The 17,841-nt window shown below is 66.5% G+C and carries 17 protein-coding genes; 11 read left to right on the top strand and 6 right to left on the bottom strand.

The window, feature by feature from the left end; all coding sequences use genetic code 11:
* The first annotated feature begins 320 nt into the window (after positions 1 to 320).
* Complete coding sequence (locus tag ACXJY8_RS01225; RefSeq protein WP_463775269.1) at positions 321 to 1,484, top strand: hypothetical protein; 1,164 nt, start codon at positions 321 to 323, stop codon at positions 1,482 to 1,484.
* 84 nt (positions 1,485 to 1,568) lie between these two features.
* On the opposite strand, the gene ACXJY8_RS01220 is transcribed toward ACXJY8_RS01225, so the two are convergent.
* From ACXJY8_RS01220 to ACXJY8_RS01195, 6 genes are all read right to left on the bottom strand, one after another.
* Positions 1,569 to 1,859, bottom strand: coding sequence for a formate dehydrogenase subunit delta (locus ACXJY8_RS01220; protein WP_463775266.1), 291 nt, complete (start codon positions 1,857 to 1,859; stop codon positions 1,569 to 1,571).
* A 54-nt stretch (positions 1,860 to 1,913) separates the two neighbouring features.
* A complete protein-coding gene (fdhD, locus tag ACXJY8_RS01215) occupies positions 1,914 to 2,783 on the bottom strand; it encodes a formate dehydrogenase accessory sulfurtransferase FdhD (RefSeq protein WP_463775261.1) in 870 nt (289 codons plus the stop codon).
* Entirely contained in the window at positions 2,770 to 5,631 is a 2,862-nt protein-coding gene (fdhF, locus tag ACXJY8_RS01210; RefSeq protein WP_463775257.1) for a formate dehydrogenase subunit alpha, read from the bottom strand. The genes fdhD and fdhF overlap by 14 nt, the downstream gene beginning before the upstream one ends.
* 13 nt (positions 5,632 to 5,644) lie before the next feature.
* Positions 5,645 to 7,204 carry a formate dehydrogenase beta subunit gene (locus ACXJY8_RS01205; protein WP_463775255.1) on the bottom strand — a complete coding sequence of 520 codons (1,560 nt, stop codon included), beginning with the start codon at positions 7,202 to 7,204 and terminating at the stop codon, positions 5,645 to 5,647.
* Positions 7,201 to 7,674: a formate dehydrogenase subunit gamma gene (locus ACXJY8_RS01200; protein WP_463775251.1), complete on the bottom strand. Its 474-nt coding sequence runs from the start codon at positions 7,672 to 7,674 to the stop codon at positions 7,201 to 7,203. Before ACXJY8_RS01200 ends, ACXJY8_RS01205 begins: the two co-directional genes overlap by 4 nt.
* Before the next feature lie 167 nt (positions 7,675 to 7,841).
* Positions 7,842 to 8,750 carry a LysR family transcriptional regulator gene (locus ACXJY8_RS01195; protein ID WP_463775249.1) on the bottom strand — a complete coding sequence of 303 codons (909 nt, stop codon included), beginning with the start codon at positions 8,748 to 8,750 and terminating at the stop codon, positions 7,842 to 7,844.
* Positions 8,751 to 9,063: 313 nt separating this feature from the next.
* On the opposite strand from ACXJY8_RS01195, the gene coxB reads away from it, so the two are divergent.
* The 10 genes from coxB to thrC all read left to right on the top strand — a co-directional run bounded on the left by coxB (position 9,064) and on the right by thrC (position 17,835).
* Positions 9,064 to 9,903, top strand: a complete 840-nt coding sequence (gene coxB, locus ACXJY8_RS01190; protein ID WP_055954876.1) for a cytochrome c oxidase subunit II — start codon at positions 9,064 to 9,066, stop codon at positions 9,901 to 9,903.
* A 90-nt stretch (positions 9,904 to 9,993) separates the two neighbouring features.
* Positions 9,994 to 11,625, top strand: a complete 1,632-nt coding sequence (ctaD, locus tag ACXJY8_RS01185; RefSeq protein WP_463775242.1) for a cytochrome c oxidase subunit I — start codon at positions 9,994 to 9,996, stop codon at positions 11,623 to 11,625.
* Between the two features lie 167 nt (positions 11,626 to 11,792).
* Complete coding sequence (locus ACXJY8_RS01180) at positions 11,793 to 12,743, top strand: heme o synthase (protein WP_463775240.1); 951 nt, start codon at positions 11,793 to 11,795, stop codon at positions 12,741 to 12,743.
* Positions 12,740 to 12,913 (top strand): cytochrome c oxidase system small membrane protein, encoded by a 174-nt coding sequence (locus tag ACXJY8_RS01175; RefSeq protein ID WP_463775237.1) that lies wholly within the window; start codon positions 12,740 to 12,742, stop codon positions 12,911 to 12,913. The genes ACXJY8_RS01180 and ACXJY8_RS01175 overlap by 4 nt, the downstream gene beginning before the upstream one ends.
* Before the next feature lie 27 nt (positions 12,914 to 12,940).
* Positions 12,941 to 13,555, top strand: coding sequence for a cytochrome c oxidase assembly protein (locus ACXJY8_RS01170; RefSeq protein WP_463775233.1), 615 nt, complete (start codon positions 12,941 to 12,943; stop codon positions 13,553 to 13,555).
* Between the two features lie 137 nt (positions 13,556 to 13,692).
* Complete coding sequence (locus ACXJY8_RS01165; protein WP_108039586.1) at positions 13,693 to 14,550, top strand: cytochrome c oxidase subunit 3; 858 nt, start codon at positions 13,693 to 13,695, stop codon at positions 14,548 to 14,550.
* Positions 14,551 to 14,642: 92 nt separating this feature from the next.
* Positions 14,643 to 15,053, top strand: a complete 411-nt coding sequence (locus ACXJY8_RS01160; RefSeq protein WP_463780264.1) for a DUF983 domain-containing protein — start codon at positions 14,643 to 14,645, stop codon at positions 15,051 to 15,053.
* 2 nt (positions 15,054 to 15,055) lie between these two features.
* On the top strand, positions 15,056 to 15,814 hold the full coding sequence (locus ACXJY8_RS01155; protein ID WP_463775226.1) for an SURF1 family protein: 759 nt from the start codon (positions 15,056 to 15,058) through the stop codon (positions 15,812 to 15,814).
* Positions 15,815 to 15,903: 89 nt separating this feature from the next.
* A complete protein-coding gene (locus ACXJY8_RS01150; protein ID WP_463775223.1) occupies positions 15,904 to 16,320 on the top strand; it encodes a DUF4864 domain-containing protein in 417 nt (138 codons plus the stop codon).
* 102 nt (positions 16,321 to 16,422) lie between these two features.
* Positions 16,423 to 17,835: a threonine synthase gene (gene thrC / locus ACXJY8_RS01145; RefSeq protein ID WP_463775220.1), complete on the top strand. Its 1,413-nt coding sequence runs from the start codon at positions 16,423 to 16,425 to the stop codon at positions 17,833 to 17,835.
* The last annotated feature ends 6 nt before the right edge of the window (positions 17,836 to 17,841 follow it).

Here is a 17,841-nt window from a genome sequence, read left to right as displayed (position 1 = left end):
TGCCCAGAGCCCGAGGGGCGTCCGGGTTTTGTCTCTCGACAGCGTCGGCTCTTGGCGGGTTCTTCGGTCAGGAAGCGCCCGCAACTCGCGGGCTCGACGCCGGCTTGGTTTCAAGCCGTGCGGGCCCGGATCGCCGCAATGGCGACCGGCTTCGAATCTCGTTTGGTCGCCGGCAACGTCACCTGAGCGAGATCCTCACAGCCATCCGGACAGGCTTCTGCCGGGAATGGGACAGCTTTACTGTCCTACCGGAGGAAAGTGACAGATTTTAACCGCTCCAGCAAGGGTGCGCAGGGACGCACGCTGCGGTTTTCGCGCGCATGGTTCCCGTGCGGGCCGCGTCGTCATTGCCGCAGGCGATACCGGGCGGGAAGGGCCACAGTATCGGTGGTCATAGACCCGCAATCTTGCCCCAATCCCACGATCTATACAGCGTGCCGAGCACAAGCGGCATGCGGGGTTCCGGTGACCCGGCGGATCGTGGAGCGGAGGACCTGCGCGAACAGCAGGCCTCCGCATCGACCTCAGTCCAAATCTTCACAGCGATGGTTTCGTTTCCCAGGAAGCCCATGCGTGCATCCCCACCACGTCGCGCCCTGTCCGTCGGCTTGATCGCCGGCATGTTCGCGCTATCGGCCGCCGGTACAGCGAAGGCCCAGTATGCCTACGAACCCGACCTGCTGCTCCCGCCACGTGCCGTCGTCTGGCGCCTGAACGACCGCGGCTTCACCGAAGTCACGCGACCGCGCTTCGACGGGCGAGCCTATATCGTCGAAGCATCGAATCCCTACGGCGACCGCCTACGCCTCTTCGTCGACGCGCGTGACGGCCGCATTCTCGGCCGCCAGCGCCTCGACATTGCGCCCGAAGCACCCCCTCGCCTCGTGCGTCGCGCGCCCGGCTATGGCTGGACCGAGGAGGACGAGGCTCCGCGCCGGCCGATCCGCGAGGCCGAGCGAATCGTTCCGCCGGCGGATATCCCCTTCCCGCAGGATCAGGCGCGTCGTCCGCGCCCCGATTTCGCGGCGCGTCCCGACCTGGCGACACGTCCGGATGCCGGCCTGCGGGGGGCCCCGCAGGCCCGGCCCGAGCCGGCGGATCGCAACCCGATGGGCTTGAACCCCGATGCGCGCGGGACCGAGGCGAAGCCGAAAGCCGAGGTTCCCCGCAAGGTCGTGCGCCTCAACCCGCCGGCCAAGGCGGTCGCGCCTACCGTTGTGCCGGATGCTCCGAAGCTCTCAGACGTGCCGCCAGCCGCGCCGAAGTCGGATGCAAACTCGGCGCCGGCCAACGCGGCCGTTGCGCCACCCAAGGTCGATGCGCCGGGACCCGGCATGACGCCGGCCTCGGTGCAGCCGCCCCCGTCGGAGAAGCCGGTGGCGCAGAACTGGAAGGACGTGCCCGCCGACGGCAAGCGCTCGGTCCGCGTGATCGGCGGCGCGACGATCGTCCCCGGCACGACGAAGGAGCCGGAGAAGGACTGAGTCCGAACTCAGGGACCGAAATCAGAAGGGCCGCGCGGACGTCACCGCGCGGCCCTTCCCGTTCAACGATAGACTTCAGTTGCATCAGCCGGCGTCGCTGGCTCCGGCTCCCTGCAGGTGCGGGTCGCGGGTTCCGGCAGGGACCGGGCTGTCGGCCATCGGCTTGTCCTGCAATGCCCGAAGCGCGAGAGGGTCGAGGCCGCTCTCCGGATGGGGTCCGTAGGCCTCGAGAGCGGAGCGCATCTTCGGGGTCCAGAACGCCACGATGTGCTTGTGGATGCCAGCCACGGCTTCCTCGTCCGGATAGGACCGGAAGAACGTGGCGATCTGGTTGGCCATGCGGACCAGCTTCTCGTCGGACGTCAGGGCACTCATGGGCTCGGGAACTCTGTCGCGAGGGAACGGGGATCGCGCTTGGTCATGGCTGCGTCATGGCTGCGCGGGCAGATCGAGGCGTTCACGGCCGGTGAAGACCGTCAGAGTGTCGGAGCGGGCGATGGCGCAGAGCGTCGTGCCGTGGAGGCGGGCCCGGTCGATGGCCAGCGAGGTCGGAGCGGAGATCGCCACCAGCACCGTGGCGCCGAGGCTCGCCGCCTTCTCCACCATCTCGAAGGAACAGCGACTCGTGATGACGACGAAGCCGTCCGCCGGGTCGGTGTTGCGCCGGATCAGGGCGCCGATCAACTTGTCGAGGCCGTTGTGGCGACCGACATCCTCGCGCAACGCCAGGATGTTACCATCGAGATCCGCCCAGGCCGCGGCATGGACCGCCCGCGTCTCGGCATTCAGGACCTGCGCGTCGCCCATGGCAAGCAGTGCCCGCTGGATTGCCGCTATGGCGACCCGTCCGGCGCCATGCAACGGCGCCTCGGCCTTCGGCAACGACGCGAGGTCGTCGATCCCGCAGACGCCGCAGCCGGTGCGCCCCGACATGGCGCGCTTGCGCGCCAGGTGCTCGCGCAGACGTCCCGGCACGAGATCGATGAGAAGGCGCATGCCTCCCTCCGCCGCGTCGACCTCGACCTGTACCGAACGAATCTCGTCGGCCGTGGCGATAATTCCCTCTGTCAGACTGAACCCGTAGGCAAAGTCCACGAGGTCAGCCGGTGTCGTCATCATCACCGCATAGGGCACGGTGCCGTAGACGAGGTTCACCGGCATCTCGACGGCCAGGGGCCGTGTGCCGCCGCGTGGCTGCGGATCGTCGTAGGCAACGACCAGGGTCGGGACGCGCCGGGCGGTCTCGACCGCCACGTCCCCTTCGTTCGCCGTCAGGCCGTCGTGATCACTCGGCTGCATTCAGCTGGGTCGCAATCCGGGTCAACGAAAAATCCTCCTCGAAGAACCGCGCCTGCCAGTCGGAGGGGCGGTTCGTCCGCCGGACCTGGACCGCCGTGACCTTGTACTCGGGGCAGTTGGTGGCCCAGTCCGAGTAGTCGGTGGTGATCACGTTGGCGCCGGTCTTGGCGTGATGGAAGGTCGTATACACCACTCCGGGCTGCATGCGCTCGGACACGATGGCCTTCAGGGCGATGTCGCCGGAGCGGCTCTCGAGGGCGACGAGGTCTCCATCGACGATACCCCGAACCTCCGCGTCGAAGGGGTGGATTTCCAGAACGTCTTCCTCATGCCAGCGCGAATTCTCGGTGCGTCTGGTTTGTGCGCCGACATTGTACTGCGACAGGATGCGACCGGTGGTGAGGATGAGCGGGAAGCGCGGGCCGGTGCGCTCCTCGGTGGGCACGTACTCGGTGATCATGAACTTGCCGAGGCCGCGCACGAAGCGGTCCACGTGCATCATTGGGGTGCCGCGCGGGGCAGCCTCGTTGCAGGGCCACTGGATCGAGCCGAGCTCGTCGAGCTTGGCGAAACTCACCCCGGAGAAACTGGGAGTCAGGGACGCGATCTCGTCCATGATCTCGCTCGGGTGGCTGTAGTTCATGGGGTAGCCGAGGGCGTTGGAGAGCAGCATCGTGCCCTCCCAGTCGCCAACGCCGGAGAGCGGCGGCATCACCTTGCGTACGCGGGAGATGCGGCGCTCCGCATTCGTGAAGGTGCCGTCCTTCTCCAGGAACGAGGCGCCCGGCAGGAAGACGTGGGCGTACTTGGCCGTCTCGTTCAGGAAGATGTCCTGGATGACGATGCACTCCATCGCCATCAGGCCGGCAGTGACGTGGTGCGTGTCGGGATCGGACTGCGCGATGTCCTCGCCCTGAATGTACATGCCCTTGAAGGCACCATCGACGGCCTCGTCCAGCATGTTGGTGATGCGCAGACCTGGGTGCTGGTCGAGCGTAACGCCCCAGAGCGATTCGAAGGTCTCGCGGGTGGCATCGTCCGATACGTGGCGGTAGCCCGGCAGCTCGTGCGGGAACGAGCCCATGTCGCAGGAGCCCTGGACGTTGTTCTGGCCGCGCAGCGGATTCACGCCGGCGCCCAGCATGCCGATGTTGCCGGTGGCCATGGCGATGTTGGCCATGCCCATGACCATGGTGGAGCCCTGGCTGTGCTCGGTGACGCCAAGGCCGTAATAGATCCCGGCGGCTCCGCCCTTGGCGTAGAGACGGGCGGCGGCGCGCAGCTCTGCCGGATCGATGCCCGTATAGGTCGCCTGCGCTTCGGGCGAATGGCGCTCGTCGGCCACGAAGCGGGCCCAGGCCTCGAAGTCGCCGAGATCGCAGCGCTCGCGGACATAGGCTTCGTCGATCAGGCCTTCGGTGACGATGACGTGCGCCATCGAATTGATGAAGGCGACGTTGGAGCCGGGCTTCAGCGGCAGGTGGAAATCGGCCTTGATGTGGGGCGACTTCACGAGGTCGATCTTGCGCGGATCGGCGACGATGAGCTTGGCCCCCTCGCGAAGGCGCTTCTTCATGCGCGAGGCGAAGACCGGGTGGCCGTCGGTGGGGTTCGCGCCGATGACCAGGATCACGTCGGAATGCGCCACCGAGGCGAAGTCCTGCGTACCGGCCGAGGTGCCGAGCGTCGACATCAGGCCGTAGCCGGTGGGCGAGTGGCAGACGCGGGCACAGGTATCGACGTTGTTGTTGCCGAAGGCCGCACGTACCAGCTTCTGGACGAGGTATGCCTCCTCGTTGGTACAACGGGACGAGGTGATGCCGCCGACTGAATCCTTGCCGTATTTCGCCTGGATGCGCTTGAACTCGCTGGCGGCCCGGTCGATCGCGACTTCCCAGGAGACTTCCTGCCAGGGGTCCGTGATCTTGTCGCGGATCATCGGCTTGGTGATGCGGTCCTTGTGCGTGGCGTAGCCATAGGCGAAGCGACCCTTGACGCAGGAATGGCCCTCATTCGCCTTGCCGCCCTTGTAGGGCACCATGCGGACGATGCGGGTGCCCTGCATCTCAGCCTTGAACGAGCAGCCGACGCCACAATAGGCGCAGGTGGTGATCTCGGAATGGTCGGGCTGGCCGTGCTCGATGATCGACTTCTCCTGGAGCGTCGCCGTTGGGCAGGCCTGCACGCAGGCGCCGCATGAGACGCATTCGGAATTGAAGAAATTGGTCGGGCCGGCAGCAACCCGGCTTTCGAAGCCTCGGCCGGCGATCGTGAGGGCGAAGGTACCCTGGGTTTCCTCACAGGCGCGGACGCAGCGATTGCAGACGATGCACTTCGACGGATCGTAGGTGAAGTACGGGTTCGAGGTGTCCTTCGGCAGGTACTGCTCGGAGGTCGGCTTGACGTGGTTGGCCCCGTCGTAGCCGTAGCGCACATCGCGCAGGCCAACCGCGCCGGCCATGTCCTGCAGCTCGCAGTCGCCGTTGGCCGCGCAGGTCAGGCAGTCGAGCGGATGGTCGGAGATGTAGAGCTCCATCACCCCCTTGCGGAGCTTGGCGAGCTTGTCCGTCTGGGTGGAGACCACCATGCCGTTCTCCGCCGGCGTGGTGCAGGAAGCGGGTGTGCCGCGCCGCCCCTCGATCTCCACGAGGCAGAGACGGCAGGAGCCGAAGGCCTCGAGCGAATCGGTGGCGCAGAGCTTGGGAATCTGGGTACCGGCATGCATCGCCGCGGCCATCACCGACGTGCCCGCGGGCACCGTGACGCTCATGCCGTCGATGGTGAGCGTCACATTCTGCTCGTTCACCCGGATCGGGGTGCCGTAGTCGATCTCTTTGATGAGGGCCATGGATCGCGCCTCCTTACTCGGCCGCGACGGACATCGGCCCGCGCTGCTGGAAATCCTCGGGGAAGTGGGTGATCGCGCTCATGACGGGCATCGGCGTGAGGCCGCCCATGGCGCAGAGCGATCCGTCAGTCATCACGTCGCAGAGGTCGGCGACCACCGCGAGATTCTCGGTCGGCCTGATGCCGGCGATGACCTTGTCCATCGTCTCGACGCCGCGAGTCGCACCGATGCGGCAGGGCGTGCACTTGCCGCAGGATTCGACGGCGCAGAATTCGAAGGCGAAACGCGCCTGCTTGGCCATGTCGACGGTGTCGTCGAAGACGACGATGCCGCCGTGGCCGACGAGGCCCTTGTTGGCCGCCATCGCTTCATAATCGAGGGGCGTGTCGAGGAGGTGATCGGGAAAGTAGGCGCCGAGCGGCCCACCCACTTGCACCGCACGCACCGGACGGCCACTCCGGGTGCCGCCGCCGAACTTCTCGATGATCTCGCGCAGCGTGATGCCGAAGGCGTACTCGATCAGACCGCCATGCTTGATGTTGCCGGCAAGCTGGATCGCGAGCGTGCCGAGCGAGCGGCCCATGCCATACTCGGCATAGGCTTTGGCGCCGTGCTCCAGGATGTAGGGCACCGCCGTGAAGGTCATCACGTTGTTGACCAGGGTCGGCTGGCCGAGGAACCCCTTGAGGGCCGGGATCGGCGGCTTGGCGCGAACGATGCCGCGGCGCCCCTCCAGACTCTCAAGCAGCGAGGTCTCCTCGCCGCAGATGTAGGCGCCCGCACCGAGGCGGACCTCCAGGTGGAAGGCCCGGCCGGAATTCATCACGTTCTCGCCGAGAACACCCGCCTTGATGCCGTTGGCGATCGCCTCCTTGAGCGTTGCGAACGCCTGTGGGTATTCCGAACGCAGATAGATGTAGCCGCGCGTGGCGCCCGTCGCGATCCCCGCGATGGTCATCCCCTCGATGAGGTTGAAGGGATCGCCCTCCATCATCATGCGGTCGGCGAAGGTTCCGGAATCGCCCTCGTCGGCGTTGCAGACCACGTATTTCTGAGGCGCCTGCGCCAGCATCACCGTGTTCCACTTGATGCCGGCCGGGAAGCCGGCGCCGCCGCGCCCGCGCAATCCGGATTCGCGCACTTCCGCGACGATGTCGGCCGCATCGAGCTTGAGGGCGGCCTCGAGGCCCCGGTAGCCGCCATGGGCCCGGTAATCCTCGACCGAGACCGGATCGACCACACCGCAGCGCTGAAAGGTCAGTCGATGCTGACGGGCGAGATACGGAATCTCCTCCGGGCGGCCGAGGCGCAGGGAATGCGCACCGCCGTCGACGAGCCCCGCATCCAGCAGGCCGTCGACGTCGGCGGGCGTCACCGGCCCGTAGGCGATCCGGCCTACCGGCGTGACGACCTCGATCATCGGCTCCAGCCACAACAGGCCGCGCGAGCCGGTGCGAACGATGGTCACGTCGAGGCCGCGGCGCTCGGCGCCGGCGAACAGTGCGCGGGCGACCCGGTTGGCGCCGAGGCCCAGCGCGACGGCGTCGCGCGGAACGGTGATCGTGATGCTCACGACGTCATCTCCGTCAGGGCGGCTTCCAGGGAATCGGCGGTCAGTCGGGCCAGCGGCTCGTCGTTGACGAGCGCACCCGGTCCGTTGGCGCAGAGACCGAGGCAGTAGACGGGTTCGACAGTGACCTGACCGTCGGCCGTGGTCCCGTGCCAGTCGACGCCCAGCCGGGCCAGGATCTGCGCGTGAAGAGCGTCGGAGCCCATGGCCTGACAGGCCTCGGCGCGACAGAGCTTCACTTGGTGGCGGCCCGCCGGCGCGCGACGGAAATCGTGATAGAAGGTGATGCAGCCATGAACCTCGGCGCGCGACAGGTTCAACGCGTCGGCGATCAGCGGCACGGCACCTTCGTCCACGTAGCCGAAGGTCTCCTGCAGCGCGTGGAGGATGGGGAGCGTCGCGCCCTCAAGGTGGACGTGTTCGGCGATGATCCCGGCGGCGCGAGGCTCGCTCCAGGGCTCGTTCGGCACCATTGTTCCTACCCGGAATAAGATTGTTCTCATTCGAGGGTGGTATATCGCCAACAGGGGATCAATCGCGCTGATCGGTGAAGCGACAACGGTTTTTTGTCGAAAAGCTATGTTGCGACGCGAAAATCCATGATGACGGCGGCGCGATTTGCCGCGTCCTCAAATTCTTTTCACAGGGCGTCGATGGTCTGTGCGATCCCGCCCGCGACGTTGCGGGCTTCGACGATGAGACCCGCGCAGAGGGGCGTCATCGGCTCGCGCTCGGGGACCACGAGACCGACGAGATGACTGAGGTCCGGGTTGACGATGGGGACGGCCCGGATGCGATCGCTCAAACGGAACGTGTCGGCGAGGACGGCCGGCATGATGCTCGCCCATTTCGCCGTACGGACGTGGGTGAGCAGCACGATCATCGAATTCGACTCGAGCAGGGGCGCGGCCTCCGTCCCCGCATTGAGCAGCTGCCGATCGATGATCCGCCGATTCTGCATGTCCGGTGTCAACAGGCAGAGGGGTAGCCCTGCCACCTCATCCCAGGTCACGGTCTCCCGCTCTCCGAAAATACCGTCGACCGCGGTCAGCAGACGGTACCGCTCCCGATAGAGCGGTACGGCCGTCAGCCGGCCGAGGGGTTCGTTCTCCAGATAGGTGATGCCGGCATCGATCTCGAGATCGGCGATCAGACGCCCGATCTCGCCCGAAGTGGTGGACTGGACCGAGAAGCGTACGTTGGGATGGCGTGCCCGGAACGGCGTGGTGAGAGCGGCGACGATCGGCGTGGCTGTCGGAATCGCAGCCAAGCGCAGGGTCCCCGAGAGGCCGCGGCGCAGGCTCGTGACTTCCTCCCGCATGGCGCGGGCATCCCCGACGATGCGGCGTGCCCATTCGAGCACGCGCTCACCCTCCGGCGTAAAACCTTGAAAGCGTGAACCCCGTTGTACCAGAAGCACACCGAGCCGTTCCTCGAGTTGCTTCACGCCGGCGGACAACGTCTGCTGCGAGACGTTGCAGACCTGGGCCGCCCGTCCGAAGTGACGCTCGCGAGCCAGGGCCAGGATGAATTCCAGTCGATCGATCACGCACGGATCTCCGCCAGCCGAAATGCCCACGGGCTGCGCAGCCGCTGGCATCATGAATACAGGCGGATGCATGGGCCCGCGTGCGACATTTCGATAGACCGCCAAACGCCTGAGTCGAGGTCCAAATCGGGGATGATGCGACGCTGTTGCGGTTGCGCACCTCTCGGCCTTGTGGTCTGACACGCCAATCGGCGAGATGTGGGTTCAGGCCCGCGAATGGCCCGCGATCCGCGAAACGCACTTGCGATTTAGAACAAACCAAGCAAGACGCGCGGCATCGGCGATCACAATCACGGGGAGCCACGAGAGGCACATGCGGACGACGCAGGCGCAACACCGGTCATCATGGGGGCTTGCCGCGCTCGGCGCGTTCCTCGTTTCTTCGTCATCGGCTCTCGCGGCCGGCATCGGTCAGCCGGTGCCGTGGCAGATGGACCGTCAGGTCGCCGTCACCGAGAACGCTCGGGACATCCATTCGTTCGAGCACGGCATGCACTGGCTGTCGTTCGGCATCTCGCTGTTCGTGCTCGGCCTGATCCTGTACTGCGTCTTCCGCTTCAGCGAGAAGGCGAACCCGACGCCCTCGAAGACCACCCACAACACCATGATCGAGGTGGCGTGGACCATCGTCCCCGTGCTGATCCTGGTCGCCGTGGCGATTCCTTCGTTCCGCCTCCTGCGCACCCAGCTCTCCGACCCGAAGGCCGACGTGCTGGTGAAGGTCATCGGCCACGCCTGGTACTGGTCCTACGAGTACCCGGCCGTGGAAAACGGCGGCGGCTTCACCTTCGACGCCAACCTCGACGAGGACAAGCAGCCGAAGCTGCTCGGCACCGACAACGACATGGTCGTGCCGGTGAACAAGATCGTGAAGATCCAGGTCACCGCCGCCGACGTCATGCACTCCTGGGCGATGCCGTCCTTCGGCTTCAAGATCGATGCCGTCCCGGGCCGTCTGAATCAGTTCTGGTTCAAGGCCGAGCGTGAGGGCACCTATCACGGCCAGTGCTCCGAACTCTGCGGCGCCCGCCACGCCTACATGCCGATCACGGTTCAGGTCGTGAGCGAGGAGGCCTACGCCAAGTGGCTCGCCGAGGGTAAGACCAAGTTCGCCCGCATCGACGATCCGTCGAAGTTCGCCGACGCCCGGTAAGGGCGCGGACCCCTGGAGCCGGGCCCTTGAGCGGCGCCCGGCCCCACCCATCGAGATGATCACGAGAAACCTGGACTAAGGTCTGCATCCATGGCGAACGCCGCTGCACATACGGGGCATCACGACGCCCACGACCACCACATGCCGTCCTTCTTTTCCCGCTGGTTCCTGTCGACGAACCACAAGGACATCGGCACCCTCTACCTGCTGTTCGCCTTCTGCGCGGGCATCATGGGCGCGTTCCTCTCCTTCGGCATCCGCATGGAGATGGAGGAGCCCGGCCTCCAGTATTTCGCCAATCCCGGCACCTACAACGTGTTCGTCACCGGGCACGGCCTCATCATGGTGTTCTTCATGGTGATGCCGGCACTCATCGGCGGCTTCGGCAACTGGTTCGTGCCGCTCATGATCGGCGCGCCCGACATGGCGTTCCCGCGCATGAACAACATCTCGTTCTGGCTGACGGTCGCGGGCTTCCTCAGCCTCGTCTGCTCGCTGTTCGTCGAGGGCGCACCCGGCGCGTCCGGCGCCGGAACCGGCTGGACCGTCTACCCGCCGCTGTCCAGCTCCGGCCACCCGGGCCCGGCCGTCGACTTCGCGATCTTCGCCCTCCACCTGTCCGGTGCGGGCTCGATCCTCGGGGCCATCAACTTCATCACCACCATCCTGAACATGCGCGCGCCGGGCATGACCCTGCACAAGATGCCGCTGTTCGCCTGGTCGATGCTGGTGACCGCCTTCCTCCTGCTGCTGTCGCTCCCGGTGCTCGCCGGCGCGATCACGATGCTGCTCACCGACCGCAACTTCGGCACGACCTTCTTCGACCCGGCCGGCGGCGGCGATCCGGTGCTGTACCAGCACCTGTTCTGGTTCTTCGGTCACCCCGAAGTGTACATCATGATCCTGCCGGCCTTCGGCATCGTCTCGCACATCATCTCGACCTTCTCGCGCAAGCCCGTCTTCGGCTACCTCGCCATGGCCTACGCCATGGTCGCCATCGGCGTCGTCGGCTTCGTCGTGTGGGCGCACCACATGTACACGGTCGGCCTGTCGCTCCAGACGCAGTCCTACTTCGTCTTCGCCACGATGGTCATCGCGGTGCCCACCGGTGTGAAGATCTTCTCCTGGATCGCGACGATGTGGGGCGGCTCGATCCGCTTCACGGCCGCCATGCACTGGGCAGTTGGCTTCATCTTCCTGTTCACGGTCGGCGGCGTCACCGGCGTCGTGCTGGCGAACTCGGCGGTCGATAAGTACCTGCACGACACCTACTACGTCGTCGCTCACTTCCACTACGTGCTCTCGCTCGGAGCCGTGTTCATCATCTTCGCCGGTGTCTACTACTGGTTCCCGAAGATGACGGGCCACATCATCCCCGAGTGGGCCGGCAAGCTGCACTTCTGGCTCGCCTTCATCGGCGCGAACGTCCTGTTCTTCCCGATGCACTTCCTCGGACTCGCCGGCATGCCGCGCCGCTACGCCGACTACCCGGAGGCCTTCGCCGGCTGGCACAAGGTCTCCACCTGGGGTGGGCACATCTTCGCCCTCGGCATGGTGGTGTTCTTCATCGGCGTCGTCCTGGCGCTCCGCTCCAGCAAGCGCGCCGCCGACAATCCGTGGGGCGAGGGTGCGACCACCCTCGAGTGGACCCTGTCCTCTCCTCCGCCCTTCCACCAGTTCGAGACCCTGCCCCGGATCGTCGACGAGCCGGGCCACCACTAAGGCGCATCGCAGCTTCGAGGATTGCGAGGACCGCGCGAGCGGTCCTCGCTCTTTCCCGGAAGCCCCGGTCAAGCTCGCGCGAGCGATCACCGAGGCTTCCCGCAAAGGGCGGCGCCGCGCGGCGCGATCCGAAGCCCCACCGGACACGAAAACCGTATCGGGAACCCATGACGAGCCTGTCGAACAGCCTATCCGCTGGCGCCGAGCCGCAAGTTCTGTCGCCGGTCGGCGGCGAGGTTTCGGACTTCTTCGCCCTGCTGAAGCCGCGCGTGATGGTGCTCGTCATCTTCACGGCCCTCGTGGGCATGCTGGTCTCCCATGTCCACATCCAGCCGGTGGTCGGCTCGATCTCGCTGTTGATGATCGCCGTCGGGGCGGGGGCCTCGGGCTGTCTCAACATGTGGTGGGACGCGGACATCGACGCGGTGATGACCCGGACGGCCAAGCGTCCGATCCCCGACGGCCGAATCCGTCCGGATGAGGCTCTGGCCTTCGGTATCGTCCTGTCCGTGGGCTCGGTGCTGGTCCTCGGGCTCGCCTCGAACTGGCTCGCCGCCGGGCTCCTGGCCTTCACCATCGTCTTCTACGCGGTGGTCTATTCCATGTGGCTGAAGCGGGCGACGCCGCAGAACATCGTCATCGGCGGCGCCGCCGGTGCCCTCCCCCCGATGGTCGGCCAAGCTGCCGTCAGCGGCACCATCGGCATCGAATCGCTGGTTCTCTTCCTCATCATCTTCATCTGGACCCCGCCCCACTTCTGGGCGCTCGCCCTGATCAAATCGGCCGATTACGCGAAGGCCGGAATCCCGATGATGCCGAACGTCGCCGGTCCGGAATCGACCCGGCGCCAGATCATCGCCTATTCGATCCTGCTGTTCCCCCTCGGTCTCGCGCCCGTCGCGCTGGGTTTCGGCGGCTGGCTCTACGCGGTGACGGCGCTCCTCGGCGGGCTCGGCATGCTGGCCTTCAGCGTGCACGTCTTCCGCAACCGCGAGGGCGAGCCGGAGCGCAAGGCCGCCATGGGCATGTTCGGCTTCTCGATCCTGCACCTGTTCCTGATGTTCGCGGCCCTGCTGGCCGAGCAGAGCCTCGGCCTCTTCCGCGCGGTGAGCCTGTGAGCGATCGCCCCGGCCTGCCCGGAACGCCCCGTCCGCTGACGCCCGAGGAATCGCAGCGGAGGCGCAAGCGCTCGATCGCCATCGCGGCCGTGCTGTTCGCGCTGGTGACCATCTTCTACGTGCTGACGATCGCGAAGCTCGGGCCACAGGTCCTCAACCGTCCGATCTGATCGCGCCGGACAACGGAGACGCTTCTGATGGCCGACCTGAGACAGGGGCCGCCCCGCGGAGCAGGCCGGCGCGCCGGCGTCACGGCCTTCGCCTGCGCGGGGCTGGCCTTCGGCATGATCGGCCTCGCCTTCGCGTCGGTGCCGCTCTACGACATGTTCTGCAAAGCCACGGGCTATGACGGCACGCCGCGCACGGGCCTCGCACCGACGGCCGCGTCGATCGACGACAGCATGGTCGTCCATTTCGACACCAACGTTGCGTCGAGCTTGCCCTGGCGCTTCCAGGCCGAGTCACCGAAGGTGGAGGCACGCCTCGGGGAGACCAAGACGGTCTTCTTTCGCGTCAAGAACACCGGCACCACACCCTCGACCGGTATCGCCACCTTCAATGTCCAGCCGGGCCTGATGGGCGGCTTCTTCGTCAAGGTTCAGTGCTTCTGCTTCAACGAGCAGACCTTGCAGCCGGGCGAAACGATGGATTTCCCGGTGGTGTTCTACATCGACCCAGAGGTCCGCAAGGACTCCAACACGGCGCACCTGTCAGAGATGACGCTGTCCTACACCTACTTCGCCTCCAAGAACGGGCAGCCCACGGCCGCGCTTGCGACAACGGGCGGCACGGGGACGAAGTCGAATTTTTGACGGCACAAGCGTGACAACAGCGCGCGACCCTGGGTAAGGGTTTGCCACAACAATCCGGGGCAACCCGGTCGGGACGACGCATTCAGTGGATCGAGGATCGGAGACGGTCCGGAGGTCGGGGGCAGGAGAAGAGTTCAATGGCCGAGGCGCACGCCAAAAATCACGACTTCCACATTCTCGCCCCGAGTCCCTGGCCGCTCATCGGCGCCTTCTCGGGCTTCCTGATGGCCTTCGGCGCCGTCTTCTGGATGAAGAGCCTCCAGATCGGCACCCTCACCCCCGGCCCCTACATCTTCGGCGCCGGCACCCTCGGCGTGCTCTACACCATGTTCGCCTGGTGGAAAGACGTCGTGCACGAGGCCAACACGGGCGATCACACGCGGGTCGTGCAGCTCCACCATCGCTACGGCATGATCATGTTCATCGCCTCGGAGGTGATGTTCTTCGTCGCGTGGTTCTGGGCCTATTTCGAAGCCGCCCTCTACACCGCCGATCCGATCCAGGCCTCGCGCGTCGACTTCACGGGCGGGACCTGGCCGCCGAAGGGTATCGAGGCGTTCGACCCGTGGCACCTGCCGCTCCTGAACACCCTGATCCTGCTCACGTCCGGCACGACGATCACCTGGGCCCACCACGCCCTGCTGCACGATGACCGCAAGGGCCTGAAATACGGCCTCTGGCTGACGATCATTCTCGGCGTGCTGTTCTCGGCCTGCCAGGCCTACGAGTATGCCCACGCTCATTTCGGCTTCTCGGGCAGCATCTACTCGTCGACCTTCTTCATGGCGACGGGCTTCCACGGCTTCCACGTCATCATCGGCACGATCTTCCTCGCGATCTGTCTGTACCGCGCCTATCTCGGCCAGTTCACGACCCGGCAGCATCTCGGTTTCGAGTTTGCCGCCTGGTACTGGCACTTCGTCGACGTGGTCTGGCTGTTCCTGTTCGCCTCGATCTACGTCTGGGGCGCCGGCGCCGGCCACGCGGCTCACTGAGCCCGGCCTGCACCGCATGCCAGTGTTGAAGAGGGCGGCGCGAGCCGCCCTTTTTCGTGGTCGCGCCTGAAGAGCCCCGCTGCCGTCCCCATATGGGATCCGACGGCACGGCGCCGTACGAGGAGTTATCGATCTTGGACGCATCGCGGCCGACGCCACCCCCCATTTCCGCCGGTCTGCGCGGCCGCTGCCCACGCTGTGGCGAGGGGCACATGTTCGACGGATTCCTCACCTTCCGTCCCTCCTGCGAGGTCTGCGGACTGGATTACGGCAGCTTCAACTCCGGCGATGGGCCGGCGTTCTTCGTCATGTCGATCGTGGGCATCATCGTGGTCGGGCTCGCCCTCTGGATGGAGATCACCTACGAGCCGCCGATCTGGGTCCACGCGCTGGTGGCGGGCTCCCTGTCGATCGGGCTCAGCCTCCTGCTGGTACGACCCCTCAAGGGCATCCTCGCGGCGCTCCAGTTCACCAACAAGGCCGAGCAGGGACGCTTCCGCTAGTCATGGCTTCGACCCTTCGCCCTGGCGCCTGGCGCAGCATCCTCGCGCCCGGTCTCGTCTCGCTGGCCTGCCTCGCGATCCTCCTCGGCCTCGGGGTCTGGCAGCTCGAGCGCAAGGGCGAGAAGGAGGCGCTGATCGCCCGCATCCTGGAACGCTCCAAGGTCGAGCCGCCGGCCCCCCTGCCGGCGCCGCAGGATTGGAACCCGTCCCGGGACGAGTTCCGCCGGGTCCGCGTCACCGGCACGTTCCGGCACGATGCCGAGACGCTCGTCCACGGCCTGGCTGCGGGCGAGGTTCCGGGGCGGGCCCTCCAGGGCTACTACGTCCTGACACCCTTCCAGTTGCAGGAGGGCGGACTCGTCCTCATCAACCGCGGTTTCGTGCCGACGGAGCTGAAGGCGCCAGTGAACCGCGCGGCCGGTCAGGTCGACGGCGTGACCACCCTCACCGGCATCCTCCGCGGCTCGGAGCCGCGGACGATGTTCGTGCCGGCGCCGGATCCGGTCCGCAACGAGTGGTTCAACCGCGACATCGCCGGCATCAGCGCGTCGCGCGGGATCGCCGATCCCCGCCCCTACCTCGTCGAGGCGGACGGAACACCCAATCCGGGAGGGTGGCCGAAGGGCGGACAGTTGCGCGTCGACCTGCCGAACAATCACTTGCAATACGCCTTCACCTGGTTCGGCATCGCCGCATGTCTGCTCGGTGTGTTCGGAGTCTTCGCTTGGCGCAGACTTCACGAGGAGGCCGCACCGACGTGATTGTGACGAAAACGGCCGAGAACTTGCGTCGCCCGGCCGAATGATCCAGCCTACCTTCGGGTGGCTGGTCACGATACGGAGTGGGCCCCATGCGCACCGTTCTCCTCGTCCTAACCCTGCTGATGGTGCCGTCGGCCGCCTTCGCCGTCGATGCCGCGGCCCGGGACGCCGCCAAGGCGACGGTGGAACGCCAGATCGAGGCCTTCCGCCGCGACGACGCCGCCACCGCCTACGCCCAGGCCGCCCCGGCGATCCAGAGCATGTTCCCGTCGCCCGAAACCTTCATCGCGATGGTCCGCGAGGGCTATGCCGCCGTCTACCGCGCCCGCCGCTACAGCGTGGACCGCATCGAGGAGGCCGGCGATGACGGTCTGGCCCTCGGAGTGACCTTACAGGATGCGGACGGCACCGACTGGGCCGCGCTCTACAGTCTCGAGAAGCAGGCGGACGGTGCCTGGCGCATCACCGGGTGCCGCCTCGTCAAGGCGCCGGGCAGCAACGCGTAAGCCGGTCCAAGCCTTTCGACATTCCTAAGCCTTTCGACACCCCCAAGTCTTTCGACACGCCCGCCGACATCGTGTAGACGGGGCGCCTTCCCGGAGGCCTCCTTGCTTCACGTTTCGACCCGCGGCGCCGCGGCGCCCCTCAGCTTTTCCGATGCTCTGCTCGCCGGCCTCGCCCGCGACGGCGGTCTCTACGTGCCCGAGAGCTGGCCGCAGATCGCGAAGCCGACGATCGCCGGGCTGGCAGGCGTGCGCTACGCCGAGGCTGCCAAGACCGTCCTGCGTCCGCTCATCGACGGGGAGATCGTGGACGCGGACCTCGATCGGATGATCGAGGAGGCCTACGCCACCTTCCGGCATCCGGCGGTCTGCCCGCTGACGCAACTCGACGACAACCTGTTCCTGCTGGAACTCTTTCACGGCCCGACGCTCGCGTTCAAGGACGTGGCGATGCAGCTTCTCGGCCGCCTGATGGACCACGTCCTGCGGGCGCGGGGCGCCAGGGCGACCATCGTGGGCGCCACTTCGGGCGATACCGGCAGCGCAGCGGTCGAGGCCTTCCGCGGCCTCGATCAGGTCGACATCTTCATCCTGTTCCCCGAAGGCCGCGTCTCCGAGGTCCAGCGTCGGCAGATGACCTCGGTGGGGGCGCACAACGTCCACGCCATCGCCATCGACGGCAATTTCGATGATTGCCAGAACATCGTCAAAGCGCTGTTCCAGCACGCGGATTTCGCCGACGACGTACGGCTGTCGGGCGTGAATTCGATCAACTGGGCCCGGGTCGCCGCCCAGGCGGTCTACTACTTCACCTCGGCGGTGGCCCTGGGCGCACCGCACCGCCCGGTCTCCTTCGCGGTTCCAACCGGCAATTTCGGCGACATCCTCGCCGGCTGGGTCGCCAAGCGCATGGGCTTGGGCATCGAGCGCCTGATGATCGGCACCAATGCCAACGACATCCTGGCCCGCACCCTGGAGCACGGCGCCTACGAGGTCCGTGGCGTCCAGCCGACCACCTCGCCGTCTATGGACATCCAGATCTCCTCGAATTTCGAGCGTCTGCTCTTCGAGGCGCTCGACCGCGACGCGTCAAGCCTCGGGCGCCTGATGGCCGGCCTCAAGCAATCGGGCGGCTTCCACCTCGATCCGCAGATCCTCGAAACCGTTCGCGCGGAGTTCGACGCCGCCGCCGTCTCCGAGCCGGACGTGTTGGCCGAAATCGCCCGGACCTATGCCGAGACCGGACACGTCATCGATCCGCACAGCGCCATCGGCGTGCATGCCGCGCGCAAGCTCCTGCGCCAGGATCCGCACACCCCCGTGGTGGCCCTCGCCACCGCGCACGCCGCCAAGTTCCCCGATGCGGTCGCGAAGGCGATTGGCGGGCGGCGCCCCGAACTGCCGCCGCACCTCGCCGATCTGATGGACCGCAAGGAGACCTTCTCGCGCGTGGCCAACGATCAGGCTGCGGTCGAGACCTTCATCCGCGAGCGCGCCCGCATCACCAAGGGAGCGTGACCGCTC

This window comes from Methylobacterium sp. TK31, assembly GCF_055361545.1.
This window is presented reverse-complemented; position numbering and strand designations above follow the sequence as displayed.

Coding starts and splice junctions, on each gene's coding strand:
- ACXJY8_RS01220 (WP_463775266.1), bottom strand. CDS start 1,859: ATGAGTGCCCTGACGTCCGACGAGAAGCTGGTCCGCATGGCCAACCAG.
- fdhD (WP_463775261.1), bottom strand. CDS start 2,783: ATGCAGCCGAGTGATCACGACGGCCTGACGGCGAACGAAGGGGACGTG.
- ACXJY8_RS01155 (WP_463775226.1), top strand. CDS start 15,056: ATGGCTTCGACCCTTCGCCCTGGCGCCTGGCGCAGCATCCTCGCGCCC.
- fdhF (WP_463775257.1), bottom strand. CDS start 5,631: ATGGCCCTCATCAAAGAGATCGACTACGGCACCCCGATCCGGGTGAAC.
- ACXJY8_RS01200 (WP_463775251.1), bottom strand. CDS start 7,674: ATGGTGCCGAACGAGCCCTGGAGCGAGCCTCGCGCCGCCGGGATCATC.
- ctaD (WP_463775242.1), top strand. CDS start 9,994: ATGGCGAACGCCGCTGCACATACGGGGCATCACGACGCCCACGACCAC.
- ACXJY8_RS01165 (WP_108039586.1), top strand. CDS start 13,693: ATGGCCGAGGCGCACGCCAAAAATCACGACTTCCACATTCTCGCCCCG.
- ACXJY8_RS01180 (WP_463775240.1), top strand. CDS start 11,793: ATGACGAGCCTGTCGAACAGCCTATCCGCTGGCGCCGAGCCGCAAGTT.
- ACXJY8_RS01170 (WP_463775233.1), top strand. CDS start 12,941: ATGGCCGACCTGAGACAGGGGCCGCCCCGCGGAGCAGGCCGGCGCGCC.
- ACXJY8_RS01160 (WP_463780264.1), top strand. CDS start 14,643: ATGGGATCCGACGGCACGGCGCCGTACGAGGAGTTATCGATCTTGGAC.
- coxB (WP_055954876.1), top strand. CDS start 9,064: ATGCGGACGACGCAGGCGCAACACCGGTCATCATGGGGGCTTGCCGCG.
- ACXJY8_RS01150 (WP_463775223.1), top strand. CDS start 15,904: ATGCGCACCGTTCTCCTCGTCCTAACCCTGCTGATGGTGCCGTCGGCC.
- ACXJY8_RS01225 (WP_463775269.1), top strand. CDS start 321: ATGGTTCCCGTGCGGGCCGCGTCGTCATTGCCGCAGGCGATACCGGGC.